We start from the raw sequence: 25,853 nt of genomic DNA, 5'->3' as shown, positions 1-25,853 counted from the left end.
CGTGACACGCCGGTGAAGCCGCCGGCCGCGAGTCGCCGGACGCCTACTCCAGGTCGCGGCTTCGCGGGTGGCGCACGTCCTTGCCGCGCACCATGTAGATGACCATCTCCGCCACGTTGAGCGCGTGGTCGCCAATGCGCTCCAGGTGCTTCGCGATGAACATCAACGCCGTGGCCCGGCGGATGTTGCGCGAGTCCTCCATCATGTACGCCAGCAGCTCGTTGAAGATCTTCAGGAAGAGGGCATCCAGCAGGTCGTCCCCCTTGAGGACGTCCTCCGCCTTGGCGGCGTCCCCGGACACGAACGCGTCCAGCGCCTTCTTCACCTGCTGCTGCGCCAGTTCCGCCAGCTTCGGCGTGTCGATGTACGGCGCCAGCGGCGGCACCTGGTTCAGGTCCATGGCGCGCTCGGCGATGTTCACCGCCAGGTCCCCGATGCGCTCCAGGTCGGTGACGATCTTCAGCGCCGTGGTGATGAGGCGCAGGTCGGAGGCGGCCGGCTGGCGCAGCGCGAGGATGCGGCGGCACAGGTCGTCGATGTCGACCTCCAGCCGGTTCACCTCGCGGTCCGCGCCCACCACCTGCTCCGCCAGCGCCGAGTCGCGGTCGGTGAGCGCGCGGGTGCTCTGCGCGATGAGGGTCTCCACCTTGGCCCCCATGGCGAGCAGCTTCTCGCGCAGGTTGCGCAGGTCCTGCTCGAATGCCTTGTCGGTGTGCGTGGCCGCCATGTCGTCCTGTTCCGTCGCGGGGAGGTTCAGCCGAACTTCCCGGTGACGTAGTCCTCCGTGCGCTTCTCGTGGGGGTTGGTGAAGATCTGCTCCGTTTGACCGCACTCCACCAACTCCCCCATGTAGAAGAAAGCCGTCCGGTCGCTCACGCGCGCGGCCTGCTGCATGTTGTGGGTCACGATGGCGATGGTGTACGTGGCCTTCAGCTCGTGGATGAGCTCTTCGATCTTGGCCGTCGCGATGGGGTCCAGCGCGGACGCGGGCTCGTCCATGAGCAGCACCTCCGGCTCCACCGCGAGCGCCCGCGCGATGCACAGGCGCTGCTGCTGGCCGCCGGACAGGCCCAGGGCGCTCTCGTCCAGCCGGTCCTTCACCTCGTCCCACAGCGCGGCGCCGCGCAGGGACTTCTCCACCCGCGCCGCCAGCTTCGCCTTGTCCTTGAGGCCGCCCACGCGCAGGCCGTAGGCGACGTTCTCGAAGATGGACTTGGGGAAGGGGTTGGACTTCTGGAACACCATGCCCACGCGCCGGCGCAGGTCCACCACGTCCAGGGCGCGGTCGTGGATGCTGCGGCCGTCCAGGAACACGCTGCCGTCGTGGTTCGCGCCGGGGATGAGGTCGTTCATCCGGTTGAGCGAGCGCAGGAACGTGGACTTGCCGCAGCCGGACGGGCCGATGAGCGCCGTCACCTTGTGCTCGGGGATGGCCAGGCTCACCTGCTTGATGGCCACCTTGCTGCCGTAGCGCAGGGTGAGCTCGCGGGCTTCCATCTTGTTGCGCGGCGTGGCGGAGGAGAGGGGCATGGGCGGATGAAGGAGCGTCAGTGGCCGGCCGCGGCCTTGCGGCGCGTGCGCGTGCGGATGAGGACCGCGACGAGGTTCAGGGCGAAGGTGAGCAGCAGCAGCACCAGCACCGTCGCGTACAAGAGCGGGCGGGTGGCCTCCACGTCCGGCGACTGCGTGGCCAGCACGTAGGTGTGGTAGCCCAGGTGCATGAACTGCGAGTTCAGGCTCGTGGGCAGGTCCGGCAGGAAGTAGGCCGCGCCGGTGAAGAGGATGGGCGCCACCTCGCCCGCGCCCCGGGAGATGGCCAGCACCGCGCCGGTGAGGATGCCCGGCAGCGCGCCCGGCAGCACCACCCGCGCCAGCGTCTGCGACTGGGTGGCCCCCAGCGCGAGGCTCGCGGTGCGGTGCTCCTGCGGCACGGCGCGCAGGGCCTCCTCCGTGGACACGATGACGACGGGCAGGGTGAGCACCGCGAGCGTCAGCGCCGCCCAGAGGATGCCCGGCTGGGCCCAGTGCAGCTGCTCATAGCCCAGCGCGTGGTCCAGGCCGCGGCCCACGAAGAGGATGAAGAAGCCCAGGCCGAAGAGGCCGAACACGATGGAGGGCACGCCCGCCAGGTTCGCCACCGCCACGCGCACCGCGCGGGCCAGGAGGCTGGAGGGCGGCGCGTACTCGTGCAGGTACACCGCCGTCAGCACGCCCACCGGCATCACCGCCAGGGTCATGAGCAGCGTGAGCGCCGCGGTGCCGAAGAGGGCGGGGAAGATGCCGCCGCCCATCATCCCGTCCGTGGGCGCCTGGGAGAGGAACTGCCAGGACACGTGGCTCCACCCGCCCCGGACGACGTCCAGGAGGATGAGGGCCAGCATCGCGACCATGACGAACGCGGCCAGCCCCGTGAGCGACACGAGCGACAGGCCCACGACCTTGCGCGTGGTGTGCTTCACCCCGCACCTCCCTTGAGCCGCTGGATGACCTTCTTCGTCCACACCCCCGCCAGCATGTTGAGGAGGAAGGTGAAGAGGAACAGCTCCACGCCGATGAAGAAGAGCAGCGCGTAGTGCGGGCTGCCCACCACCACCTCGCCCATCTCCGCGGCGATGGTGGCCGACAGCGAGCGGACGGAGTCGCCCAGGTTGGCGGACACGATGGCCGCGTTGCCGGAGGCCATGAGGACGATCATCGTCTCACCGATGGCGCGCCCGAAGCCCAGCACGCACGCGGCGAGGATGCCGGGGGCCGCCGCCGGGAGCACCACCTTCCACGCCGTCTCCCAGGGCGTGGCGCCCAGGGCCAGGGACGCCTCACGGTAGCTGCGAGGCACGGCGGTGAGCGCGTCCTCCGTCACCGTGAAGATGACCGGCACGATGGCCAGCGCCAGGCCCAGGCCCGCCACCACCGCGTTGAGGCGGGAGGTGAAGCCGAAGGTGTCCTGGAGGAACGACGCCATCACCATCAGCGCGAAGAAGCCCAGCACCACGGACGGGATGCCGGCGAGCAGTTCGATGGTGGGCTTGAGCACCTCGCGCAGGCGGCGGGGGGCGAACTCCGCGGCGAACAGCGCGCCGAAGATGCCCAGCGGCACCGCCACCAGCATGGACACGGCCGTCGTCTTCAGCGTGCCGACGAAGAGCGGAATCATGCTGACCTTGGGCACGCCGGACACCGGCTGCCACACGTAGGCCAGGGGCTTTCCCTTCCGCACCAGCTGCGGGAGGAACATCTTGGAGAAGCTCGCCTCCTCGCGCGCCGCCGCGTCCGTGACGAGCAGCAGCGCCTCCTTCGCCACGAAGACGAGGATGAGCACCAGCGCGGCGATGCCCGTGAAGGCCACCGCGGTGATGAGCGCCGCGATGGCCTTCTCCTTCAGCTGCCGCCGCCGGGCCGCGGGCGACAGCATGGGCAGCGCCACCGGGGGCGCGAGGTCCTGCTCCTGCATGACGGCCTGTCTATCCAACATGGGACCCCCGCGCCGGGTGACAATCGTGTGACGCCGACTACTTCACAGGGAAGTAGCCAACCTGGGTGACGATGGCCTGTCCCTCGGCGGACAGCGCGAAGTCGATGAAGGCCTTGGCCTCACCGGCGGGCTTGTTGCGCAGGTAGAAGAACAGGTCGCGCGACAGCGGGTACTTGCCGCTCTTCACGTTCTCCGCGGTGGGGGCGAAGGCGTCGTTGCCCTTCTTCACCTTCAGCTCCTTGATGCCCTTGGCGTACGCGGCGCCGCCGTAGCCAATGCCGTTCTTCTCCTTGGAGACCGCGTTGACGACGGCGGCGGTGCCCGGGAGCGTCTGCGCGGAGGCGGCGAAGTCGTCCCCGCCCAGCACGGTGTCCTTCACGAACACGTAGGTGCCGGAGGAGTTCTCACGCGAGTACAGGACGATGGGGGCATCCGCGCCGCCCACGGCCTTCCACGACGTGGTGTCGCCCAGGTAGATGTCCTTGAGCTGCTCCACCGTGAGCGCGTCCACCTTGTTGGACTCGTTGACGTAGAAGGTGACGCCGTCCTTGGCCACGGGGAGGCCGGTGGGCGGGGTGTTGTAGCGGGCGCGGAGCTTCTCCTCCTCCGCCTCCTTGATTTCGCGGCTGGACATGGCGATGTCGGTGGTGCCGTTCTGCAGGGCCGCCAGGCCCGTGCCGGAGCCGCCGCCCGTCACTTGAATCTTGGTGGCGGGGTTCTTCTTCATGAACGCCTCCGCCCAGCGCTGGACGAGGATGACCATGGTGTCCGAGCCCTTTACCGTCACCGTGCCTGCCTGGGCGGAGAGCGGGAGGACGGCGAGCCCGAAGGCGACGAAGCTTGAGAGCAGAGTCTTCTTCATGAGGTGTCTCCTCTAGAAACGTGCCTGCATCTGCAGGGTGAACAGGTTGTCGTGCGGGTCCAATGCCTGGGCCACGGCGTGCGTCATGGGGATTTCGTAGGTGGCGGAGACCTTCAGGTTCTCCCCGAAGTGGTGCTGGACGACGAAGCCCACGGTGTCGACGGCGTTGTCGGCGCCCGGCACCTCGCCCGCCGCCAGGTCCGTCTGGCCGTTGTGCGGGTCGAAGGTGTCGTAGCGCACGGCCACCGCGTCGTTGAGGCCGATGTTCTGGACCAGCAGCAGGTACCAGCCGTGCGCGGGCACATCCAGGTGGGTGGCGTTGTTGGCGGCGCCGTAGGTGCGGCCCGCGATGAACTCGCCCTTGAGGGAGGTGCCGCCCAGGGGCACCACGTCGAAGTAGGCCTGGAGGTCCGCGCCGATGCGGCTGCGCTCGTAGGCGTGACGGAAGGTGTCCGTGGGCAGCCGGCCCATGTCATGGCCGTACCAGCCGGAGACGCCGCCCGCGATCCACTTCAGGTCAAAGCCCAGGTGGGCGACGAAGTCCTTCTCCTTGTCGTTGTCCTGGGTGGTGCCGCTGTCGGTGCCGTTGCCGTCGAAGAGGCCCACGGCGAGGCGCAGGAACTTGTAGCGGCCGTTCACCTTGGCGCCGCGGTCGCGCTCGGCGGGGAGCATGTTGCGCACCACGCGGCTGCGCTCGGGGAACTCGCGGTCGCTGGAGGACTGGGGGCCTTCGTAGCCGAAGGGCCACTTCATCTGGCCCAGCGTGACGGACAGCTGCTGCTTGGTGCCGGGGACGAAGAGGGTGGCCTCCGCGTCCTTGAGCGTCACGCCCGCGGGCACCGCGTCGATCTGCAGCATGTACTGCGACCACTCGGTGGTGTACGTGGCCTTCAAGCGGCCCCGGCGGACGCCGAAGCGGCTGTAGCCGCCCGCGCCGCTGTCATCCAGGTCCTGCTGGTACTGGTAGCGCCCCTGGACGTAGCCGGAGATGCGCAGCTTCTTGAGGGCGGACAGGTCGTTCTTCGTCTCCGTGTTCTGCTCCTCCAGCGCCTCCACGCGGTGCTCGTCCGCGGTCAGCCGCTCGTCGATGGAGGGCGAGCCCTCCGGGACGGTGGGGGCGTTGGCGCGCGGCGGGGTCGGGGACGCCGGAGCCTGGGGGGCCGTGGCGGAGGGCTCCACGGCCTCGCGCGGCTCGGAGGCCGTCGGGGTCGGGAGCGCTTCCTGGGGCGTGGAGGCCTGGGCCATGGCGGCGCTGGAGGTCAGCAGGGAGACGGTGACGAGGAGTGAGCGCATAGAAGGTCGGCGGGTGTCTCGGGGGTGTCGAGAACGGGTGACGATCTATGGGGCGGATGTGGCTGTTTGACGGCCCTTGCGTGACAAATGGGTAACGGCAGGGACGGCGCCCGCCTACCCGGCCGCTGGATCCACGATGCGGTAGCCCACCCCGCGCACCGTCTCCAGGAGGGCGCGGGCGGGGCCCAGCTTGTCGCGCAGGCGCATCACGTGCGTGTCGATGGTGCGCGTCTCCAGCGCGCTGGACAGGCCCCAGACCTGCTCCAGGAGCTGCTCGCGCGTCTGCACCCGGCCCAGCCGGGCCATGAGGAACTCCAGCAGGCGGAACTCCAGCGCGGTGAGGGGCGTCTCCTTCTCCTCCACGAAGAAGCGGTGCTGGGTGACGTCCAGGCGCAGGGGGCCCAGCGCCAGGGGAGGGGTGCCCTCCTGGGGCGCGGACGAGCGCCGGAGGATGGCCTTGAGCCGCAGCACCAGCTCGCGCACGGAGAAGGGTTTGACGACGTAGTCGTCCGCGCCGACCTCGAAGCCGCGGATGCGGTCCGCCTCCTCGCTCTTCGCGGTGAGCATGACGATGAGCACGTCGCGCAGGCGGGGGTTGGCGCGCAGGTGGCGGCAGACCTCGATGCCGGACAGGTCCGGCAGCATCAGGTCCAGCAGCACCACGTCCGGGGACTGGTCTCGCGCGGCGGTGAGCGCCGCCTCCCCGGTGAAGGCCACGCGGGTGGTGAAGCCCGCGCCGCGCAGGTTGAAGTCGATGAGCTCCGCGAGGTCGCGCTCGTCGTCGACGATGAGTACGTGGGACATGGCGGGCACGTACTGTGCGCGCATCGCTTCGCGCCTACGTGACGCGCCGGCAACAAGTGCGTCACGGGCGGCGCAGGGAGCGCCCCGGGGCCGCCATCCACTGCAGGCTGAACGCGCGTCCTTCAGGCCGCAGCGCGACCGCGCAGCCCTTGCGCAGCTTGTCCGGCAGGGCCTGGCCCAGCGCGAGCGCGGCGGCGCGCTCCAGGGAGGGGTTGTGTCCCACCAGGGCCCAGCCCGGCCCCACGTCCCGCGCCAGCTTCAGCACGTTGCGGGCCGCGCCCTTCATGGGGACGAGCGCGGGGTGGACCTCCACGTGGGACAGGCCGAGCGCGTCCGCGAGCAGCTCCGCGGTCTGCACCGCGCGCACCAGCGGGCTGGTGATGATGCCCATGAGGGGCGTCAGGCGCGCCAGCTTCTTCGCGTGCTGACGGAAGGCGGCGCGGCCCTGGGGGGTGAGGGCGCGGGCCTCGTCGCCCAGGGCGTGGGAGTCCTCGGCCACGGCGTGGCGCACGAGGATGAGGGGCAGGTCGCGGTCGGCCATGGGCGCGCGTTGTAGTGCGTTTCGCGCCCGCGGGGATGTGACGAACGGGTGGACTGCTTCGTGGATTACTCCACACCGCCCAGGAGGAAGGCGAGCAGCAGCAGCGCCAGGACGCTGGTGGTGATGGCGGCGAAGGCGCGGTCCTTCTGCGCGCGGAAGATGCCCAGGGACAGGGCCACGCGCAGCACGGGCACGGTGATCATCACCAGGAGCCCCGCCATCACGAAGGACTGGCCGCGCACGGCCAGGACGCCCTCGAAGACGTCCGGCAGCCGGTGCGGCGCGGAGTCCGGCGAGGTGAGGCGCTGGAGCGCGTCCGGCGACGAGAAGTAGTCCGGGTGGCGCAGGAACGTCATCACCATGCCGCAGGTGACGAGCGACAGGCTGAGCAGCACGCCGCCGCGCAGCAGCTGGCTGATGAGCAGCTCCGGCGTGAGGAGCGCCTCCTCGTGTGGGGCGGCGGTGGTGGCGGTCGTCTCCCGTGGAGACGGAGGCTCGGAGGGCGCTGCGCTCATCCGTGGATTCCCTTGGACAGCATCTCGTACGACACCCAGAGCAGGACGACGACGAAGAGCATGCGCAGCGAACCGCTCTTGAGCTTCGACAGGTAGCGCGAGCCCGCGAACGCGCCCAGCGTGACGCCCACGCAGACGGGTCCGGCGATGAACGGGTCGATGTCGCCGCGCGCGAAGTAGATGCCCGCGCTGGCCGCCGCCGTGACGCCAATCATGAAGTTGCTGGTGGCGGTGGAGACCTTGATGGGCAGCCCCATCGCCAGGTCCATGGCCGGCACCTTCAGCGCGCCGGAGCCGATGCCCAGGAGGCCGCTCACCGTGCCCGCGACGTACATGAGCCCCAGGCCCACGAGCGGCCGGTGCACCCGGTACGCCACCTCGCCGCCGGTGGACACGTCGTAGTAGCTGCCGTGCAGGCCGAGCCTGTCCGCGAGCGCGTCCGGCGGCGGCTCCTCCCGGGGGCTGCCGTCCTCGCGCAGCTTGCGCAGCATCGCGAGCGCCGAATAGGCCATCACCGCGCCGAAGAGGAAGTACAGCGCGCGGCCTCCCACGATGCCCGCGAGCATCGCGCCCGTGACGGCGCCCGCCACGGTGGCCAGCTCCAGGAACATGGCCACGCGCATGTTGGCCAGGCCGTCACGCACGTACGCCGCCGCCGCGCCGCTGGACGTGGCGATGACGGACACGATGGAGGCCCCCACCGCGTAGCGGATGTCCACCTTGAGCACCAGCGTGAGGACGGGGATGAGGATGAGGCCCCCGCCCAGGCCCAGCAGGGAACCCAGCAGGCCCGCACCGAAGGAGACGCAGAGGACAATGGCGACGAAGTTGAACGGAGTGGCGTCCAAGGCGGTGGCCATCTTCCTCCTGGCCCTCCCGCATGCAAGCGCTTCACGTGGAGCCCGTCTGGTCGCCTGCCGCGAATTGCCCCCGGGGACGGGGGCGCGGGTGGGTCCTCAACGCTCCTGGGGCGCTTCCTGGGGCTTCGTGTCCGGCGCCGGCTTCGTGTCCGGCGGCTGGGGGATGGGCCAGCCCTGGAAGAGTGGCCAGCCCCGGTAGGGGTTTCCCTGGGAGGGCTCCTCCACGGACTCGGGGGCTTGCGGCCTGGGGTGGTGCCCGGGGCGGGGCGGCGTGCGCAGCAGCACCCACGACAGCACGATGCACAGCAGGCCCATCACCACGATGCTCCATGCGCGCGTGCGGGGCTCCAGCTCCATCTAGAAGCGCCCCCGCTTGAGCAGGTCGCCCTTGGAGAGCGACCCCAGCAGGCGCCGCTGCCCGTCCACCACGGGCAGCCGCTCCAGCTCCGTGTGGCCGAACCGCGCGGCCACCTCCGCCAGGGACAGGTCCGGGGTGATGGGCTGCACGCCGGTGTCCATCACGTCCGCGGCCACGGTGGCCTGGAGCAGCGAGTGGTCCGGCAGGTGCCCCTTGAGCGCGTCCAGGGTGATGACGCCCAGCAGGCGCCCCTCCGCGTCGGTGACGTACAGGTCCGCGCCCGCGGGCTGTTCCAGGAGCAGCACCACCACCTCGTCGAAGGTGGCGGAGGGCGGCACCCGCTGCGTCGCGGGGGACAGGAGCGAGCGCACGCCCTCCTCGCGCAGCCAGTGCGGCACGGAGGCTGGCACGCGCACGTCGCGTTTGGCGAGCACGGAGGTGTAGAGCGACTCCGGCTCCAGCCGGCGGCTGACGACGGCGGCCACCACCGCGGCGAGCATCAGCGGGAGGATGAGGTCGTAGTCGCCGGTCATCTCGAAGATCATCAGCACCGCGGACACGGACGCATGCGTGGTGCCCGCCAGCACCGCGCCCATGCCCAGCAGCGCATAGGCTCCGCTGGGCGCCGCGCCGCCCGGCAGCGCCCGCTCCACCAGCATCCCGAACGCGCCGCCCAGCAGCGCGCCGAAGAAGAGGGACGGGGTGAAGAGCCCGCCCGGCACCCCCGCGCCCGCGCACAGCGACGTCACCGCCAGCTTCGCCAGGGGCAGGATGAGCAGCAGCGCCAGGGGCAGCGTCCCGTGCAGCGCCATGTTCACGGAGTCGTAGCCGTTGCCCATGAGGTAAGGCCCCGCGATGGCGGTGAGGCCCACCACCGTCATCGCGACCAGCGGCATGAACGGCGTGAGCCACGAGGGCAGCTTGTCCAGCAGGTCCGAGGCCAGGTTGATGCCGCGCACGTAGAGCGCGGAGGCCCCGCCCACGAGCACGCCCAGGAGGATGGCCAGCACCAGCTCGCGCGGGTGGGTGAGGGCGTAGTGGGGGATGACGTAGCTGGGGTGGTCCGCGATGAGGGTGCGCGACACGAGCGTCGCCACCACGCACGACACGACGATGGGGCCGAAGAGCTCCAGCGCGAAGCTGCCCAGCAGCACCTCCAGGCCGAAGAGGGCCGCGCCGATGGGGACGTTGTACGCGGACGCGATGCCCGCCGAAGCGCCGCACGCCACCAGCACGCGCGCCTGGCCCGGCCCCAGCCGCAGCCACCCGGACAGTGCGGACCCGCTGGCCGCGCCCGTCTGGAGGAGCGCGCCTTCGCGGCCCAGCGGCGCCCCCAGCGCCACCGCGATGATGGACACGAAGCCGCGCAGGAGCGCGCGCGGGAAGGGCAGCCGCCCGGACTTCACCCAGATGGATTCGATGATGCCCGCGGTGCCGTGGCCGCGCAGGGGCTGGCCCACCAGCAGGGACACCAGCGTCACCAGCGCGCCGCCCAGCACCGGCACGAGGAACCGGCGCCAGCCCGGCGACGCGAGCGCGCCCTCCAGGAAGTGCTCCGTGTTGGTCTGCCAGAACAGGTGCTGGGTGAAGCGCAGCACGGCGAGCAGCGCCACCGCGCCCAGCCCGGAGATGAGCCCCACGCCCACCACCAGCACCCAGAACCGCCGCTCCTGTCCCAGCAGGCCCTGGAGGATCCGCCGCAGCCAGGGCGAGGGCGCCCCCGTCCTCAGGTCGGGGTGGACTGCGCCGGATACGGGGTCGGGCATGGCCTCCACACCTGTCCAATGTACGGAGCCGGAAAGCGTCTTCCCGGAACGGCGCGGCATTTCCCGGGTCCCGCCCGCCCGGCGGGCCGCCCTCCGGACAGCCTACCTTCCCGACGGAGTCCTGGCCGCCTTGTCCTGCGTGCTGCGCGCGGGCTGACGCACCCCCGGGGCCCGGGGCGGCGCGGACGGCGGAGGCGGGCCTCCCGGTTCCTCCCCGAGGCCCAGGTGGAGGCCGGGAGGCGGAGGGGTCTTCAGCACGGACTCCGTCCGGGTCGCGGGCTCGGTTTCGCCCGGCGCGAAGCGGTCCGCCAGCTCCGCGGCGGCGTCGCTCAGGTCGCGGTGCGCGACGATGGTGCGCTCCAGCGTCTTGCCCAGGCGGGCGGACGTGTCGAAGGTCTGCCGGGATTCATCCGAGCCCGGCAGCGAGTCCTGGTACGAGAACGCGAGCGTCGCGTCCCTGCGCAGCGCATCCAGCAGCCGGGCCAGCTGCTGTTGCAGCTCCGCGTCCTGCTCCGCGCGCGTGCGCTCCAGCAGGCCCCGCTCCCCTCCGAACCAGACGCGCCCCACGCGCCCGAAGCCCTCCTCCGCGGAAGGGACGGGCAGGTCCTCCATCACGATGAGCGGGTGCACGCGGCGCGGGAAGTCCTGTTCGTACAGCGCGAAGAGCAGCGCGCCGTCCGCGCGCGGGAACACCGCCGCGGTGCGCGAGCCGAAGGGGAAGAACGGCGTGGCGGACACCTCCGCGCGCTTCGCCACGCGGGCGCGGGCCAGCGCGTCCAGCGACGTCGTTCCCTCCGTCGCGCGCCTGGGCGTGCGGCGCAGGTGGTTCATCAGGTCGCGCGCCTGGTCGATTCCCACCACCACGTTGAGCGCGCTGCCTCGCGAGTAGCCCGCGTGGTAGACGCCCACCAACTCGAACTCGCCCGTCTTGCAGGAGATGGCGAGCACGGGCGACCCCGAGTTGCCCTGGGACAGGAGCGCGTCGATGACGAAGTCGTCGTGGTACCAGTCCTTGTATTCGTCGTGGTCGTAGGCGGAGATGACCTTGCCCATGTTGGTGGCGTTGAAGACGCCCAGCGGGAAGCCGCGCACGTCCACCACGTCGCGCTCGCGCACGGCGGCGCTCCTGCCCACCTTCCACGGCATCACCGTCAGCGGCGTCTTCGACTTGATGACGGCCAGGTCCAGCTGCGGATCCACCACCGCCGTGGACAGCGGGATGTCATCGCGGTCGTAGTGGTCCGCCTCGTTCTCCACGATGCTCAGGTCGCCCTTCACGCGCTTGCAGCCGGCAGGCACGCCGTCCACCGGGTGCGCGTCGCTGGTGACGTCCGGCCACTCCACGACGTGCTCGTTGGTGAGCAGCAGCGTCTCCCCGGCCTGCTGCCGGTACGCGAACGCGGTGCCGTGCGCGGACACCGGCGTGCGCGTGCGGCGCACGTTGCCCTCCGCGCCGTAGGACAGGCACTCGTACACGGCGGTGCTGCGCACGCAGTACGTGTACTTCTTCTGCAGCGCCTGTTCGAAGGCCCGCGCCTTGGGGGACAGCGCGCTGTAGCTGTCCGCGTATTCGCCCTCGCAGTACGGCGCGGGCGGCGGCGCTTCCACCGAGGGCGCCTGCGCGGGGGCCTGCGCGTTGGGCGGTGGAGCAGGGGGCGCCGCTGCTCCGGAGGCGGTGAGGGACACCGTCACCACCGACAGTCCGACCATCCACCCGACCATGGCCCCTCCCGCGTTGTCGTCGCCTGAGGTGTTGCTAAGGCCCGCCGCGCCCCTGTGCACCTGTGCGCGCGGGAGGGCAGGCGGCTTTCGCGGTGCGAAAAGCCCGCTGTCCGTCAGAAGCGACGGCACGCCTGTCCATTCCCGGACGGGCCTGCCTCACGCGCACGCACCCGGTGGGCGTTCGCCTCACCCGTCCAGGTCGTTGAGCGCGTCGGGCGGCAGCGGCGAGGCGCCCGTCACCGTGCCGTCCATGTCCAGGGGCAGCGTGGACGGATCGACCTCCGGCGGAGGGCTGTTCTCGAAGGGCGCGGCGTGCGTGGGCCGCGAGCCTGAAGCCCCCGGGGGCGGACGCAGCACGGGCCCCGGCGGCGGCAGCCCCGAGTGCCGCCGCGCGGCCTCCATCAGGGCGTTGTGGTGGCGGTACCTCGCCTCCACGAGCTTGTGGATGAGCAGCGGCCCCCCGGGCACGCGGCGCGCGGTGAGGGCCTGGGTGGCCTTGCGCACCGGGTAGCGCACGCGGCGGATCTGCACGCGCCAGCCCTTGGGGGTGAAGGTGAAGACGCCGTAGGCGGGGCGCAGGTCGCCGTCGCGAGGAATCCCCGCGCTGGCCACGTCCGCGATGAGCATCCGGCCCACGCGCCGCCGGTAGGGGAAGTGCAGGTGCCCGAAGGCGCACGCGGCCGCGTCCAGGTGCGTGAAGAAGCGGCGCACCGCGTGGTCGTCCAGCGTGGGGTCCAGCGACTCTTCCAGGTTGCGCGGGTTCGCGTGGCAGATGAACAGGTCCTGCCCCTTGCGCGGCGTGTAGCGCAGGGAGAAGGGCATCTGTCCCAGCTGCTGGAGCAGCGTGTCGCCCAGCTGGTCTCGCGTCCAGCGCAACAGCTCCGTCTTCCAGTGGTCCCGTTCGCGGTACGCGCCGCCCAGGTAGTTGCCGGCGAGGTACGCGTCCGTGTTGCCCATGATGAGCGCGTGGCAGCGGCTGAAGAGCAGCTCCACCGTCTCGCGCGGGTGGGCACCGCGCAGCGCCAGGTCTCCGGCCGCGACGATGTAATCCGGCGCCACCGATTTGGTGATGTCGTCCAGCACGGCCTCGCAGGCCGGAAGGTTTCCGTGAATGTCCGCGAGGATGGCGACCCGCATGGCCGCCCCCATCCTAGCCCGTCGCAGCCGTCGGGCCAGCCGCCGAGGGTAGAAAAATGACAAAGGTACTGCCCGCGTTCGGCTGGCTCTCCACCTTCACCTCGCCGTCCATCGCGCCCATCAGATGCTTCACGATGGAAAGGCCCAGTCCCGTCCCACCCATGTCCCGGCTGCGCCCCTTGTCCACCCGGTAGAATCGCTCGAAAATCCGGGAAAGATGCTTGGGCTCGATTCCCACGCCTGTGTCGCGCACGCGCACGACGCACCGGCCGCCCTCGTACGCTCCGTCCACGTCCACCCGGCCGCCCGCGGGCGTGTACTTCACCGCGTTGTCGAGCAGGTTGAGCAGCACCTGCTCGATGGCCCGCCCATCCCCCAGCGCCACCAGTCCTGGCGGCACGTGCAACCCGATTTGCTGGTTCTTGCCCTCGGCCTTGGGGCGCACGCCTTCGGCGGCGCGGGAGACGGCCAGGGCCAGGGGGACTTCCGTGCGCTGGAAGGTCATCTCGCGCGCCTCCAGGCGGGAGAGCTCCAGCAGGTCCTCCACCAGCTCGGAGAGGCGCTCGGACTGGCGGTGGATGATCTCCACCATCTTCGGGGCCACCTGGGTGTCCTGGAGCGCGCCGCCCTGGAGCGTCTCCGCGTAGCCTCGGATGGCGGTGATGGGCGTGCGCAGCTCGTGGGAGACGTTGGCCACGAAGTCCTTGCGCACCTTCTCCAGCCGGCGCAGCTCCGTGACGTCGTGGAAGACGGCGGCGCTGCCGGGCAGGTCGCGCCCCACGGGCGTCACGCGCACGGCCAGCGTGCGGGAGTACAGCCCCTCGAGCGTCAGCTCCAGCCGCGTGGAGGCCCCCTCATGACAGGCGCGGGCCACCGCGTCGTTGAGGGCTTCATTGCGGATGAGCGCGAGCGGCCGCTGTCCCACGATGGCGCCGTGCGCGGGCCGGAGCATCTCCGCGAGCGCGTCGTTGTGGCGCACCACGGTGCCCTCCGCGTCCGTCACCCAGAGCCCCTCCGCCATGCCGTCCAGCACGGCGGTGAGGATGCGCGCCTCCTGGTTGAGGGCGGCGGCGCGCATGGACAGCTGGTCGTCCAGCGTGTCGATGGCGTCCTCCAGCTGCGCCAGGTCGTCGGTGCGCTCCAGGCCCTTGGGCGGCGCCACGTCCACGCCCGCGGCCAGCGACTGCGTCTTCTGGGTCAGCGCGCGAAGCTGGCGCTCCATGGCCACGCGGCTCGTGCCCAGCGCCAGCGCGGAGCCCGCCAGCGTGACGAGCCCCGCGGCGAGCGCGCCCGCCGGGTGGCCGAAGAGCACGAGCAGCGTCGCGACCAGGAGGGGAGGAACGAGCAGCGCCAGGAGCGTGAAGCGCAGGGGCATGACGGCCTCACGGAGGGCTGAGCTTGTAGCCCACGCCGCGCACGGTCTCGATGATGTCGCCCGCGGGCCCCAGCTTCTCGCGCAGGCGCTTGATGTGCGTGTCCACGGTGCGCGTGTGGATTTCAGCCTGGATGCCCCAGACGTCGGACAGCAGCACCTCGCGCGTCTGCACGCGGTCGCTGCGCTCCAGGAGCGTGCGCAGCAGGCGGAACTCCAGCGCGGTGAGGATGATCTCCTCGCCCTTCACCCGCACCTGGTGGCGGGACGTGTCCAGGCTGATGTCGCCCGCGGCCAGCACCGCGGCGGGGCCCTCCTCCGCGTCCGCGCGGCGCAGCACGGCCTTCACGCGCAAGAGCAGCTCGCGCACGGAGAAGGGCTTCACCACGTAGTCGTCCGCGCCCAGCTCCAGGCCCTGGATGCGGTCGGCCTCCTGGCCCTTGGCGCTGACGATGACGACCGCGGCCTTCTTCAGCTCCGAGTCGCTCTTGAGCATGCGCAGGACCTCACCGCCCGCGACGTCCGGCAGCATCAGGTCCAGCAGCACCAGGTCCGGAGGGTGGGCCCGGGCCCGGGCAAGCCCGCCCGCGCCGGTGTTCGCCGTGTCCGTCTCGAAGCCCGCCGCGCGGAGGTTGTAGTCGACGAGTCCGGCCAGGTCCTGCTCGTCCTCGATGATGAGGATGCGCGCCATGAAGGGTGCTCCCGCGAAGGGATGGAATGCGTGGCGTCCCGTAACAGATTCGTTCCGCCGCGCTCGGGACAACCATGTGACATCCACGCGCCATGCCCGCCCGCCTCCCCAGCGGGGCGCCGGTAGTCTTCCGAGCGGGGCTCAGCGCGGAAACACCGGGTCGCAGGCCTGGGAGGTCAGCTCGATGGGGGCGGCCACCAGGGTCGCGTTGGTGCCGGAGTTCACCTCGCGCAGGTAGTTGCAGGAGCTGCCCAGGAAGCGCGTCGGCGTGTCGGCCGTCAGCGCTTCAATGACGAGCGCGTAGTCGCGCCCCACCGGCACGTCCACCGCCAGCCCCATGGCCGCGCCGCCGGGGGCGGAGGGGAAGCGCAGCGTGCGCCCCGTGTTGCCGTCCGCGTCCTTCAGCTCCAGCAGGTCGCCGGGGTCCACCTGCGTGGCCAGGCAGGTGCGCTGCAGCTCCGTGCAGTTGCGCTTCGCGCCGTCCTTCAGCACCACCACCTGGTAGGCGCCCACCTGGCTCGCGACGGCGCGGCTGAGCGTGACCTCCAGTCCCAGGGGCAGGGCCCCCGGAGCCGCGTCCGGCCCGCAGCCGCAGAGGAGGGAAAGCATCAACAGGGCTGCGTGTCTCATGGCGCGGCGTCCTCCAGGCGGATGGTGATGGGCACGCGGCCGCGCTCCTCCGAGGAAGACAGGGCCACCACCCCTGCCGTGCCGCCAATGGCCACCGCGCCCACGGCCACCCAGAGCCAGGGGCTCTTGTACCAGGGGCGGCTGGCGCCTTCCGTCAGGGCCGTAGTGGGCGCGCTTCGCGACGCCACCTGGAAGAGGAGGGGATGGAACGGATCCCCGCGTCCGGCGAGCCGCCGCTCGGCCGCGTCCACGACCTCGAAGTAGTACTCCACTTCATAGGGCGTGCTCTCCACGGGCAGCTCGTACGCGGGCAGCACGGCGGTGTAGTGCTCCGGCCGGGCGCGGTCGCGCACGAAGTCCACCGACGAGAAGCCCTGCGCCCCCGCGCGCCGGTAGAACAGCCGCGCCCGCGCGCCCAGCGCCATGTCCCGGAGGGTGGCGTCCACTTCCACGCGCTCGCCCGGCGCGGGGTCCGGGATGGGGTCCACCTGCAGGGTGACGGGGTGGACGCGGCGGTGGCGCAGGTCCTCCTTCAGCTTCGCGAAGAGGTCGCGGACCTTGGGCGGCGCGGAGCGGGGCAGCTCGAAGTCCGGCCGGGCCTGGAGCAGCTTCTCGTACGCGCCGCGCGCCAGGGCCTCGTCGCCCAGGTAGAGGGCGGTGAGCCCCTGCAGGCGGTAGAGCTCCACCAGCTCGTCGTCCGTGACGTCGGGCGCGTCCAGCCCGCCCCGCACCACGTCCAGGGCCTCCTGGAAGCGGCCGGCCTCCAGCAGGTCCTTCGCCGCGTCGATGGCGGGGCTCGTCGGGCCAAGCTGGAAGAGGAGGGTGGACGGGGGAAGGGGCGCACGGGCCTGCGCCGGCAGGGCGAGCATCAGCCCGAGCCCCCAGACACAGAGTGCGCCCCGCGAACGTCGAGCGGGGAAGCGCATCAGATGGAAAGCTACCAGAGCGGTGTTGAGGGGATCCACGCGGCGCGGCTCGGTAGTCCAACCCGGCGTGTTGACTGACGGGGGGAGTCCCTCTATGTTGCGCGCCCTTTTGCCGGGAAGCCTTGTAGATGGTCGTAAAGATTGAACAAATCAAAGACGCGGGGCTGAAGCTCGACGAGCCCATCGCTCCCGGGGTCCTCAAGGAGGCCCTGGAAGGTCAGGGGTCCGGCGAGGGCACTGGCTTCCAGGCGACCGCTCCGTCGACGCTCCAGGCCACCCTGCGCAAGGTCAGTGGCGGCGTGCTGCTGACGGGCGGCTTCACGGTCCACGTGGGCGCGCCCTGCAAGCGCTGCCTCGCGGACGTGAAGCTGGACCTTCCCGTGTCCTTCACCATCAACCTGGTGCCGGAGTCCCTGGCCCGGGGCGATGACTTCAAGGACGACGACGAGAAGGCCATGGAGAAGAAGGAACGCACCCAGGGTGAATCCGGGGGCACCTTCGCGCTGGGCGAGGCGGACGAGCAGGTTTTCGATGGGAAGACGATCGATCTGGATCCGATCATCCGGGAACAGGTATTGCTCGCGCTCCCGATGAACGCGGTCTGTCGGGAAGACTGCCAGGGGCTCTGCTCGCAGTGCGGCCAGAACCTCAATGAGAAGAAGTGCGGCTGCGAGACGAAGGTCGTGGACCCTCGCCTGTCGCCGCTGAAGAACATCAAGTTGAACTGACGGTCCCTATGCCCCTCGCAGGTCGCGAGGGGGGACGGGTCCGATGCCGAGGTGAGCCGTGGGAGTTCCCAAGAAGCGGACGTCGAAGATGCGCCGGGACCGTCGTCGGGCCGGCAACAACAACCTGCGGACCCCCGTCCAGGTCATCAAGTGCTCCAAGTGCAAGGAGCCCGTGATGCCGCACCGCGCCTGCGCGGCCTGTGGCAACTACGGTGGCCGTGAGGTCATCGCGACCGCCGCGGAGTAGTTGAAAGCGGAAGGCTGCTGGTGCGGCTCGTCCTCGACGCGATGGGTGGCGACCACGCCCCCGACGCCGTCGTGGAAGGGGGCGTGCTGTTCGCGCGAGCGTATCCCGGGCACGAACTTGTGCTGGTCGGGGACGCCACGCGTGTACGTCCCGTCCTGGATCGCGCCGGCGCGCCCGCCAACGTGCATCTCCACCACGCGTCCGAAGTGGTGGAGATGGACGACCCCGCCACCGCTGCGTTCCGACGCAAGCGGGACTCCTCGCTCCGGGTGGGCTTCGAGCTCGTCCGGAAAGGGGAGGCGTGTGCCCTCGTGTCGGCGGGCAACTCCGGCGCGGTGATGGCCGGTGGCATGTTGACGCTCGGCCGGATCCCCGGCGTGGAGCGTCCGGCCATCGCGGCCCTGTTCCCGGCCCTCAAGGGCGAAGGCCGCTGCCTGCTGCTGGACGCGGGCGCCAACGTGGACTGCCGCCCCTCGCACCTGGCCCAGTTCGCCGTGCTCGGCGAGGCGTACTCGCGCACGCGCCTGGGCGTGAAGCGCCCCCGCGTGGCGGTGCTCTCCAACGGCGAGGAGGAATCCAAGGGCACGCAGCTCACGCGCGACGCCAGCGCCCTCCTGCGCCGCTCGGACCTGGAGTTCGTGGGCTACGTGGAGGGCAAGGACCTGTTCTCCGGCGACGTGGAGGTCGTCGTGACGGACGGCTTCACCGGCAACATCGTCCTGAAGACTTCCGAAGGCGTGGGCATGGGCATCACCGGCCTCCTGCGCTCCGCCATCGAGAAGCGCGGCGGCCTGCCGGAGAAGCTGGGCGCGCTGCTGCTCAAGCCCACCCTGGCGGGGCTGCGCCGCGTCATGGACTACGCCGAATATGGCGGCGCGCCGCTCCTGGGCCTCCAGGGAGTGGGCATCGTCGCGCACGGCCGCTCCTCCCCCCGCGCCATCCACAACGCGCTCGTCACCACGCTGCAGCATGTGCGCGCGGGCGTGCAGGAAGAGCTGACGCGCTGCATTGCCAACGCCGCCGCCTGGCTTCCTCCCCACCAGCGGGGGAGGAAGGCGGACGGGGACGAAGGGGCCGATTAGAGCGCGCGGGCCGGGCGTTGGACTCCGACGACTTCGGAGGCCTCTTGGCACGCACGCACATCATCGGAACCGGCTCCTATGCCCCCGCGCAGGTCCTGACCAACCAGGACCTGGAGCGCCTGGTCGACACGAGCGACGCGTGGATCCGCGAGCGCACCGGCATCCAGGAGCGCAGGCAGGCCGCCCCGGATGAGGCGACGAGCGACCTGGCGGTGCAGGCCTCGCGCAACGCGCTGGAGATGGCGGGCGTGGCCCCCGGCGACCTGGACCTCATCGTCGTGGGCACCGTCACCGCGGACATGCCCATGCCGTCCTGCGCCGCGCTGGTGCAGGCGAAGCTGGGGGCGAAGCGCGCCTTCGCCTTCGACGTGTCCGCCGCGTGCGCCGGAGGCCTGTACGCGCTGAGCGTGGCGGATCAATTCGTGCGCTCCGGCCAGGTGAAGCGCGCGCTCGTCGTGGGCGCGGACGTGCTCACCCGCGCGGTGGACTGGACGGACCGCAACACCTGCGTCCTCTTCGGGGACGGCGCGGGCGCCCTGGTGCTGGGCGCGGAGCCGGACGCGGAGGGCGACGCCATGGCGCCGCGCGGCATCCTCTCCACCCACCTGCGCACCGACGGCGAGCTCGCGAACCTGCTCTGCATCCCCGCAGGCGGCTCCCGCACCCCCGTCACCGCGGACAACGTGGATGCAAATCTTCACAAGCTCAAGATGAACGGGAAGGAAGTCTTCCGCTTCGCGGTGCGCGCGCTGGTGGAATCCACCCAGGCCTCGTTGGGTGTCCACGGGATGACCACGACGCAGGTGGACCACGTCATCGCCCATCAGGCGAACCTGCGAATCCTGGAAGCCGTGATGGAGCGGCTGGAGATTCCCAAGGAAAAATGCTGGCTCAACCTGCACAAGTACGGCAACACGTCGTCCGCCTCGCTGCCCATGTCGCTGGACGAGGCGCAGCGCGCCGGTCGCCTCAAGCGCGGGGACGTCATCGCGATGATGGCCATTGGCGCGGGGATGGCGTGGGGCAGCGCGGTGGTGCGCTGGTAGGCAGGACGACACAAGGAAGGACCGCAACATGGCGAAGGTCGCGTTCGTGTTTCCCGGGCAGGGCAGTCAGGCCGTGGGGATGGGCAAGGACCTCTACGAGCAGTTCCCTGAAGCGCGGGCCGTCTTCGACGCCGTGGACGACGCGCTGCACGAGAAGCTCTCCACCACCTGCTTCGAGGGCCCGGAAGAGGCGCTGAAGCTCACCGCCACCACCCAGCCGGCCATCCTCACGGTGTCGGCCGCGGTGCACGCGGTGTTCCAGAAGCGGGGACCTGCCCCCGCGTTCGTCGCGGGCCACTCGCTGGGCGAGTACTCCGCGCTGGTGGCCGCGGGCGCGATGGACCTCCAGGACGCGGTGCGCGCGGTGCGCGCGCGCGGCACGTTCATGCAGGAGGCGGTGCCCGTGGGCACGGGCGGCATGGCGGTGGTGCTGGGCCTCACCCCGGACGCGGTGAAGGCCGCCTGCGACGCCGCGGCGGAAGGCCAGGTCGTCGCCCCCGCGAACTACAACTCCCCCGAGCAGACGGTCATCGCGGGCCACGCCGCCGCGGTGGAGCGCGCGGGCGCGAAGTGCAAGGAGGCCGGGGCCAAGCGCGTGATGCCGCTGCCCGTCTCCGCCCCCTTCCACTGCGCGCTGATGGACCCCGTGAAGCCCCGCCTGGCGGAGGTGCTGGCGGGCATGCGCATCCAGGCGCCGTCCGTGCCGGTGGTGAGCAACGTGGAGGCCAGGCCCAACGCGGACGCCTCGCGCGTGGTGCCGCTGCTCTTGGAGCAGGTGAGCGCGCCGGTGCGTTGGATTGAGTGCGTGGAGTCGCTCAAGGCGAACGGCGTCACGCACGTGGTGGAGCTGGGGCCGGGCAAGGTGCTGGGCGGCCTCATCAAGCGCATCACCAAGGACATCGAGTCGTTCAACGTCGAGAACGCCGCGACCCTGGAGAAGGTGCTCGCCGCGTTGGGGGCAGCATGAGCGAGGGCTTCAAGGACAAGGTGGTGCTGGTGACGGGCGGCTCGCGCGGCATCGGCCGGGCGTGCGCGCTGGCCTTCGCGAAGGCGGGCGCGGCCACCGTGGTCATCAGCTACGTGGGCAACGAGGCCGCCGCGCAGGAGACGGTGGGCCTGCTCCAGCAGGCGGGCGCGAAGGCGGAGGCCGTGCGCTTCGACCTGGCGGACACCGCCGCGTGCGCGGGCGCCATCGACGGCGTCGTCAAGACGCACGGCCGGCTGGACGTGCTCGTGAACAACGCCGGCATGGCCATTGACGGCCTGGTCATGCGCGTCAAGGACGAGGACTGGGACCGGCAGCTGGACACCAACCTCCGGGGCGCCTTCGCGCTCATCCGCGCCGCCAGCCGGCCCATGATGAAGCAGCGGGCCGGTGCCATCATCAACATCACCTCGGTCGTGGGGGAGATGGGCAACCCGGGGCAGGCCGCCTACTCGGCCGCCAAGGCGGGGCTTATCGGCCTGACGAAGTCGGTGGCCAAGGAGCTGGCCAGCCGGAGCATCCGCGTCAATGCGGTTTCCCCGGGTTTCATCGGGACGGACATGACCTCCCACCTGGACGACGAGCTGCGGCAGAAGATGGTGGGCGGCATCGCGCTGGGCCGCCTGGGCAACCCGGAGGAGGTCGCCGGGGCCGTGTTGTTCCTCGCGAGTGATGCGGCGTCCTACATCACCGGCGAGGTCCTGAAGGTCAACGGCGGCATGTACATGTAAGCCAAGGTTGGATTGCCGCCGGGCGTGGGATATACCGCGCCCGCCTTGAAGACGACCCGCGAGACAAACGGCGGGTCCCATCTGGAGCTGGAGGGTTCTGCACGTATGTCCAACGCAACCGACGTGGAAGCCAAGATCAAGTCCATCATCGCCGACCAGCTCGGGGTGGGTGAGGACGAGATCAAGCCTGAGTCGTCCTTCATCGAGGACCTGGGCGCGGACAGCCTCGACATCGTCGAGCTGGTCATGGCGATGGAGGAGGAGTTCGAGGTCGAGATCCCGGACGACGAGGCGGAGAACATCAAGACCGTCGGCGACGCCGTGAACTACGTGAAGACCCACAAGAAGTAGGCAGGGCAGTCGCGACACCCGGGAGTGTCGGGGCCTTTGGGAGCGGCCTTCACCGGCGCTCCGCGCCCCATCGCGGTCAGCGGAGAAGAACAGTGTCAAACCGTCGAGTCGTCATCACCGGCACCGGCATCATTTCAGCGCTGGGCACCGGCACCGAGAAGAACTGGCAGGCGATGCTGGCCGGGCAGTCCGGCATCAGCACGATCACCCGTTTCGATCTGGGGAAGCTCGACGCGCGCATCGCGGGCGAGGTGAAGGACTTCCAGCCCGAGCAGTTCATCGACAGGCGCGAAGTGCGCCGGATGGACCTGTTCGCCCAGTACGCGATGGCCGCGGCCGACATGGCGGTGAAGGAGTCGGGCCTGCCCATCGGCCCGGACGCGCCCCATGGCTACCAGCCGGAGCGCGTGGGCGTCATCGTGGGCTCCGGCATCGGGGGCATCTCCTCGCTGGAGGAGCAGCACCGCAAGGGGCTGGAGAAGGGGTTCGACCGGCTGTCGCCCTTCTTCATCATCCAGATGATCATCAACATGGCGCCTGGGCTCATCTCCATGCGCTACAACTGCAAGGGCCCCAACTGGTCCCCGGTGTCGGCGTGCGCCACCAGCGCGCACGCCATCGGCGAGGCCTGGAAGTCCATCCGCCTGGGTGAGACGGACGCGGCCATCGCGGGCGGCGCGGAGGCGGCCATCACGCCCCTGGGCATGGGCGGCTTCTCCGTGATGAAGGCCCTGTCCACGCGCAACGACGACCCGGCGCGCGCCAGCCGTCCCTTCGACAAGGAGCGCGACGGCTTCGTGATGGGCGAGGGCGCGGGCATCGTGGTGCTGGAGGAGCTGGAGGCCGCGAAGAAGCGCGGCGCCAACATCCTGGCGGAGGTGGTGGGGTACGGCGCCAACTCCGACGCGTACCACGTCACCCAGCCGGCCCCGGAGGGCGAGGGTGCGGCGCGCTGCATGCGCCTGGCCCTGGCGTCCGCGGGCATGCGGCCGGACCAGGTGGGCTACGTCAACGCCCACGGCACGTCCACGCCGTTCAACGACGCCAATGAGACCAAGGCCCTCAAGGCCGTGTTCGGCGACCACGCGCGCAAGCTGGCGGTGTCGTCCACCAAGTCCATGACGGGCCACATGCTCGGCGCGGCGGGTGGCGCGGAGGCGGTGGTGAGCGTGCAGGTGCTCACCAAGAACGTGCTGCCGCCCACCATCAACATGACGTCGCCGGACCCCGACTGCGACCTGGACTACGTGCCCAACACGGCGCGCGACGCCCGCGTCGACGCGGTGATGAGCAACTCGTTCGGCTTCGGCGGCACCAACGCGGTGCTCGTCTTCAAGCGCTACACCTGACGGCCTTCCGGCCCGCTGCTCCCTGAAAAGGAGCGGCGGGCAGGGGCCCTCCTTCCTGGCCCCGCCCTCAAAAGCGCGGGCCCCGCCTTCCGGAGTCCGGCCGTGAAAGTCATCCTCGCCTCCGACCATGCGGGCATCGAGCTGCGCCAGGAAATGGTGGCGCTCCTGAAGGAGCGCGGCACCGACTTCCAGGACCTGGGCCCCCAGACGCGCGAGTCCGTGGACTACCCGGACTTCGCCTCGCAGGTGGCCCGCGCGGTGGTGGCGGAGGCCGGCACGCTGGGCGTGCTGGTGTGCGGCACCGGCATCGGGATGAGCATCGTGGCGAACAAGCACCGGGGCGTCCGCGCGGCCCTGTGCACCACGGAGTTCGAGGCGCGGATGACCCGCGCGCACAACGACGCCAACGTGCTGTGCCTGGGCCAGCGCGTGGTGGGCGCGGGTGTCGCGCGCGGCATCCTGGAGGCCTTCCTCTCCACCGCCTTCGAGGGCGGCCGCCACGAGAAGCGCGTCCAGAAGATTCGCGACGTCGAGGCCCAGCAGCGCTGACGGGCCGTTGAAGCGTCCCTTCGCAGTCCCCTTCGTTCGCACGCCAGGAGGCAACCCCCATGGAGAACACCCGCACGCTGTCCCAGGTGGATCCTGAAATCGCCCAGGTGCTCCGGCACGAGACGGAGCGTCAGGAAGAGGGGCTGGAGCTCATCGCCTCGGAGAACTTCGTCAGCCCCGCGGTGATGGAGGCAGTGGGCTCCGTGCTCACCAACAAGTACGCGGAAGGCTACCCCGGCAAGCGCTACTACGGCGGCTGCGAGGTGGTGGACGTGGCGGAGAACCTGGCCATCGCGCGCGCGAAGGAGCTGTTCGGCGCGGACGCGGTGAACGTGCAGGCGCACTCCGGCAGCCAGGCCAACATGGGCGCCTTCATGGCGCTGATGAAGCCGGGCGACACCATGCTGTCGCTGGACCTGAACTCCGGCGGCCACCTCACCCACGGCGCGTCGTTCAACTTCTCCGGCAAGCTCTACAAGGTCGTCCACTACGGCCTGTCGCGCGACACGGAGACCATCGACTTCGCGCAGGTGGAGTCGCTGGCCCTGGAGCACAAGCCCAAGGTGCTGGTGGTGGGCGCGAGCGCGTACCCGCGCACGCTCGACTTCGCGAAGTTCCGGGAGATCGCCGACAAGGTGGGCGCCGCCATGCTGGTGGACATGGCCCACATCGCGGGCCTGGTGGCCGCGGGCGTGCACCCGTCGCCGGTGCCCTTCGCTGAAATCGTCACCACCACCACGCACAAGACGCTGCGCGGTCCGCGTGGCGGCATGGTGCTGTCGCGCGAGGCCTTCGCGAAGACCATCAACAGCCAGATCTTCCCCGGCATCCAGGGCGGCCCGCTGATGCACGCCATCGCGGGCAAGGCGGTGGCCTTCAAGGAAGCGCTGACGCCGGAGTTCAAGGCCTACCAGAAGCAGATCGTCGCCAACGCGCAGGCGCTGGCGGAGGCGCTGAAGAGCGCGGGCCTGCGGCTGTGCTCGGGCGGCACGGACAACCACCTGATGCTGGTGGACCTGCGCGCCAAGAAGCTCACCGGCAAGGTGGCCGAGGACGTGCTGGGCAAGGCGGGCATCACGGTCAACAAGAACATGATCCCCTTCGACCCGGAGAAGCCCACGACGACCTCCGGCGTCCGGGTGGGCACCCCGGCCATCACCACGCGCGGCATGCGCGAGGCGGAGATGGCGGTGGTGGGCCGGCTCATCGGGCAGGCGCTGGACGCCGCGCAGGACGACGCGGCGCTCGCGCGGGTCAAGGGGCAGGTCAAGGAGTTGGCCCAGGGCTTCCCGCTGTACGCCTCGCGGTTGAAGTAAGCCGCCCGTGCGCTGCCCCTTCTGTCAGGACCCGGAGAACAAGGTCATCGACTCGCGTGAGTCGCACGAGGGCTCCGTCATCCGGCGGCGCCGCGAGTGCCTGGCCTGCAAGCGCCGCTTCACCACGTACGAGCGGGTGGAGGAGCTCTACCCGCTCATCGTGAAGAAGGACGGCCGGCGCGAGGCCTTCGACCGCGAGAAGATGCTCAACGGCCTGAAGAAGGCGTGTGAGAAGCGCCCGGTGTCCGCCGCGCAGCTGGAGGCGACGGTGGAGGACATCGAGCGGATGCTCCAGGGGATGGGGGAGAAGGAGGTGCCCTCCTCATCGATTGGCGAGCACGTGATGCGGCGGTTACAGCAACTGGACGAAGTGGCCTACGTGCGCTTCGCGTCCGTGTACCGCAGCTTCCGGGACATCTCCGAGTTCATGCACGAGCTGAAGGACCTGCTCGAGGACCAGGAGCGTGAGCGCAAGGCGAAGCCGCCTGTGACTCCGCCCAAGGACGGTTAGGAAGGGCGG

General features: G+C 70.6%; 29 protein-coding genes. 11 read left to right on the top strand and 18 right to left on the bottom strand.

Annotated elements, in window-relative coordinates:
- Positions 1-43: 43 nt before the first annotated feature.
- The 18 genes from phoU to AABA78_RS38040 form a co-directional block, all read right to left on the bottom strand.
- Positions 44-727: a phosphate signaling complex protein PhoU gene (gene phoU / locus AABA78_RS38125; RefSeq protein WP_171421053.1), complete on the bottom strand. Its 684-nt coding sequence runs from the start codon at positions 725-727 to the stop codon at positions 44-46.
- Positions 728-753: 26 nt separating this feature from the next.
- A complete protein-coding gene (gene pstB / locus AABA78_RS38120) occupies positions 754-1,497 on the bottom strand; it encodes a phosphate ABC transporter ATP-binding protein PstB (protein WP_171421055.1) in 744 nt (247 codons plus the stop codon).
- A gap of 50 nt (positions 1,498-1,547) precedes the next feature.
- Positions 1,548-2,459: a phosphate ABC transporter permease PstA gene (gene pstA, locus AABA78_RS38115; RefSeq protein ID WP_338270436.1), complete on the bottom strand. Its 912-nt coding sequence runs from the start codon at positions 2,457-2,459 to the stop codon at positions 1,548-1,550.
- Positions 2,456-3,451: a phosphate ABC transporter permease subunit PstC gene (gene pstC, locus AABA78_RS38110; RefSeq protein ID WP_171421051.1), complete on the bottom strand. Its 996-nt coding sequence runs from the start codon at positions 3,449-3,451 to the stop codon at positions 2,456-2,458. Before pstC ends, pstA begins: the two co-directional genes overlap by 4 nt.
- 58 nt (positions 3,452-3,509) lie before the next feature.
- Entirely contained in the window at positions 3,510-4,334 is an 825-nt protein-coding gene (locus tag AABA78_RS38105; RefSeq protein WP_171421050.1) for a phosphate ABC transporter substrate-binding protein, read from the bottom strand.
- A 12-nt stretch (positions 4,335-4,346) separates the two neighbouring features.
- Positions 4,347-5,627 (bottom strand): porin, encoded by a 1,281-nt coding sequence (locus tag AABA78_RS38100; protein ID WP_338270435.1) that lies wholly within the window; start codon positions 5,625-5,627, stop codon positions 4,347-4,349.
- A 114-nt stretch (positions 5,628-5,741) separates the two neighbouring features.
- A complete protein-coding gene (locus tag AABA78_RS38095; RefSeq protein ID WP_171421054.1) occupies positions 5,742-6,431 on the bottom strand; it encodes a response regulator in 690 nt (229 codons plus the stop codon).
- Between the two features lie 61 nt (positions 6,432-6,492).
- On the bottom strand, positions 6,493-6,972 hold the full coding sequence (locus tag AABA78_RS38090) for a SixA phosphatase family protein (protein ID WP_338270434.1): 480 nt from the start codon (positions 6,970-6,972) through the stop codon (positions 6,493-6,495).
- 65 nt (positions 6,973-7,037) lie between these two features.
- Positions 7,038-7,487: a DUF1634 domain-containing protein gene (locus AABA78_RS38085; RefSeq protein WP_338270433.1), complete on the bottom strand. Its 450-nt coding sequence runs from the start codon at positions 7,485-7,487 to the stop codon at positions 7,038-7,040.
- Positions 7,484-8,347, bottom strand: a complete 864-nt coding sequence (locus tag AABA78_RS38080) for a sulfite exporter TauE/SafE family protein (protein ID WP_338270432.1) — start codon at positions 8,345-8,347, stop codon at positions 7,484-7,486. Before AABA78_RS38080 ends, AABA78_RS38085 begins: the two co-directional genes overlap by 4 nt.
- 96 nt (positions 8,348-8,443) lie before the next feature.
- On the bottom strand, positions 8,444-8,704 hold the full coding sequence (locus tag AABA78_RS38075) for a hypothetical protein (protein WP_338270431.1): 261 nt from the start codon (positions 8,702-8,704) through the stop codon (positions 8,444-8,446).
- Positions 8,705-10,471: a chloride channel protein gene (locus tag AABA78_RS38070; protein ID WP_338270430.1), complete on the bottom strand. Its 1,767-nt coding sequence runs from the start codon at positions 10,469-10,471 to the stop codon at positions 8,705-8,707.
- A gap of 102 nt (positions 10,472-10,573) precedes the next feature.
- Positions 10,574-12,193, bottom strand: a complete 1,620-nt coding sequence (locus AABA78_RS38065) for a trypsin-like peptidase domain-containing protein (RefSeq protein ID WP_338270429.1) — start codon at positions 12,191-12,193, stop codon at positions 10,574-10,576.
- A gap of 186 nt (positions 12,194-12,379) precedes the next feature.
- Positions 12,380-13,330 (bottom strand): metallophosphoesterase family protein, encoded by a 951-nt coding sequence (locus AABA78_RS38060; protein WP_338270428.1) that lies wholly within the window; start codon positions 13,328-13,330, stop codon positions 12,380-12,382.
- A 13-nt stretch (positions 13,331-13,343) separates the two neighbouring features.
- Positions 13,344-14,705, bottom strand: coding sequence for a sensor histidine kinase (locus tag AABA78_RS38055; protein WP_171417529.1), 1,362 nt, complete (start codon positions 14,703-14,705; stop codon positions 13,344-13,346).
- Between the two features lie 7 nt (positions 14,706-14,712).
- On the bottom strand, positions 14,713-15,393 hold the full coding sequence (locus AABA78_RS38050) for a winged helix-turn-helix domain-containing protein (RefSeq protein WP_171417531.1): 681 nt from the start codon (positions 15,391-15,393) through the stop codon (positions 14,713-14,715).
- Positions 15,394-15,534: 141 nt separating this feature from the next.
- Entirely contained in the window at positions 15,535-16,023 is a 489-nt protein-coding gene (locus AABA78_RS38045) for a hypothetical protein (RefSeq protein WP_120525344.1), read from the bottom strand.
- The gene (locus AABA78_RS38040; RefSeq protein WP_338270426.1) at positions 16,020-16,892 is read right to left on the bottom strand and encodes a hypothetical protein; all 873 of its coding nucleotides are present in this window, start codon (positions 16,890-16,892) and stop codon (positions 16,020-16,022) included. The genes AABA78_RS38045 and AABA78_RS38040 overlap by 4 nt, the downstream gene beginning before the upstream one ends.
- 185 nt (positions 16,893-17,077) lie before the next feature.
- On the opposite strand from AABA78_RS38040, the gene AABA78_RS38035 reads away from it, so the two are divergent.
- The 11 genes from AABA78_RS38035 to nrdR all read left to right on the top strand — a co-directional run bounded on the left by AABA78_RS38035 (position 17,078) and on the right by nrdR (position 25,844).
- On the top strand, positions 17,078-17,677 hold the full coding sequence (locus tag AABA78_RS38035; RefSeq protein WP_338270425.1) for a YceD family protein: 600 nt from the start codon (positions 17,078-17,080) through the stop codon (positions 17,675-17,677).
- A gap of 58 nt (positions 17,678-17,735) precedes the next feature.
- Positions 17,736-17,924, top strand: coding sequence for a 50S ribosomal protein L32 (gene rpmF / locus AABA78_RS38030; RefSeq protein WP_014395447.1), 189 nt, complete (start codon positions 17,736-17,738; stop codon positions 17,922-17,924).
- A 20-nt stretch (positions 17,925-17,944) separates the two neighbouring features.
- Positions 17,945-19,006 (top strand): phosphate acyltransferase PlsX, encoded by a 1,062-nt coding sequence (gene plsX, locus AABA78_RS38025; protein ID WP_338270424.1) that lies wholly within the window; start codon positions 17,945-17,947, stop codon positions 19,004-19,006.
- A 44-nt stretch (positions 19,007-19,050) separates the two neighbouring features.
- Positions 19,051-20,052, top strand: a complete 1,002-nt coding sequence (locus AABA78_RS38020; RefSeq protein WP_338270423.1) for a beta-ketoacyl-ACP synthase III — start codon at positions 19,051-19,053, stop codon at positions 20,050-20,052.
- 28 nt (positions 20,053-20,080) lie between these two features.
- Entirely contained in the window at positions 20,081-21,019 is a 939-nt protein-coding gene (gene fabD / locus AABA78_RS38015; RefSeq protein ID WP_338270422.1) for an ACP S-malonyltransferase, read from the top strand.
- Positions 21,016-21,768: a 3-oxoacyl-[acyl-carrier-protein] reductase gene (fabG, locus tag AABA78_RS38010; RefSeq protein ID WP_338270421.1), complete on the top strand. Its 753-nt coding sequence runs from the start codon at positions 21,016-21,018 to the stop codon at positions 21,766-21,768. Before fabD ends, fabG begins: the two co-directional genes overlap by 4 nt.
- A 105-nt stretch (positions 21,769-21,873) precedes the next feature.
- Positions 21,874-22,119, top strand: coding sequence for an acyl carrier protein (gene acpP / locus AABA78_RS38005; RefSeq protein WP_120604160.1), 246 nt, complete (start codon positions 21,874-21,876; stop codon positions 22,117-22,119).
- A 92-nt stretch (positions 22,120-22,211) separates the two neighbouring features.
- Entirely contained in the window at positions 22,212-23,468 is a 1,257-nt protein-coding gene (gene fabF, locus AABA78_RS38000) for a beta-ketoacyl-ACP synthase II (protein ID WP_338270420.1), read from the top strand.
- A 102-nt stretch (positions 23,469-23,570) separates the two neighbouring features.
- The gene (gene rpiB / locus AABA78_RS37995; protein WP_338270419.1) at positions 23,571-24,017 is read left to right on the top strand and encodes a ribose 5-phosphate isomerase B; all 447 of its coding nucleotides are present in this window, start codon (positions 23,571-23,573) and stop codon (positions 24,015-24,017) included.
- A gap of 59 nt (positions 24,018-24,076) precedes the next feature.
- Positions 24,077-25,333 (top strand): serine hydroxymethyltransferase, encoded by a 1,257-nt coding sequence (gene glyA, locus AABA78_RS37990; protein ID WP_120525334.1) that lies wholly within the window; start codon positions 24,077-24,079, stop codon positions 25,331-25,333.
- Positions 25,334-25,340: 7 nt separating this feature from the next.
- Positions 25,341-25,844: a transcriptional regulator NrdR gene (nrdR, locus tag AABA78_RS37985; protein ID WP_120556172.1), complete on the top strand. Its 504-nt coding sequence runs from the start codon at positions 25,341-25,343 to the stop codon at positions 25,842-25,844.
- The last annotated feature ends 9 nt before the right edge of the window (positions 25,845-25,853 follow it).

The sequence above is a fragment of the Corallococcus caeni genome, from assembly GCF_036245865.1.
In the GTDB taxonomy this organism is placed as follows: domain Bacteria; phylum Myxococcota; class Myxococcia; order Myxococcales; family Myxococcaceae; genus Corallococcus; species Corallococcus caeni.
Note: the sequence above shows the minus strand (reverse complement) of the source record. Positions and strands in the feature narration are given on the sequence as shown.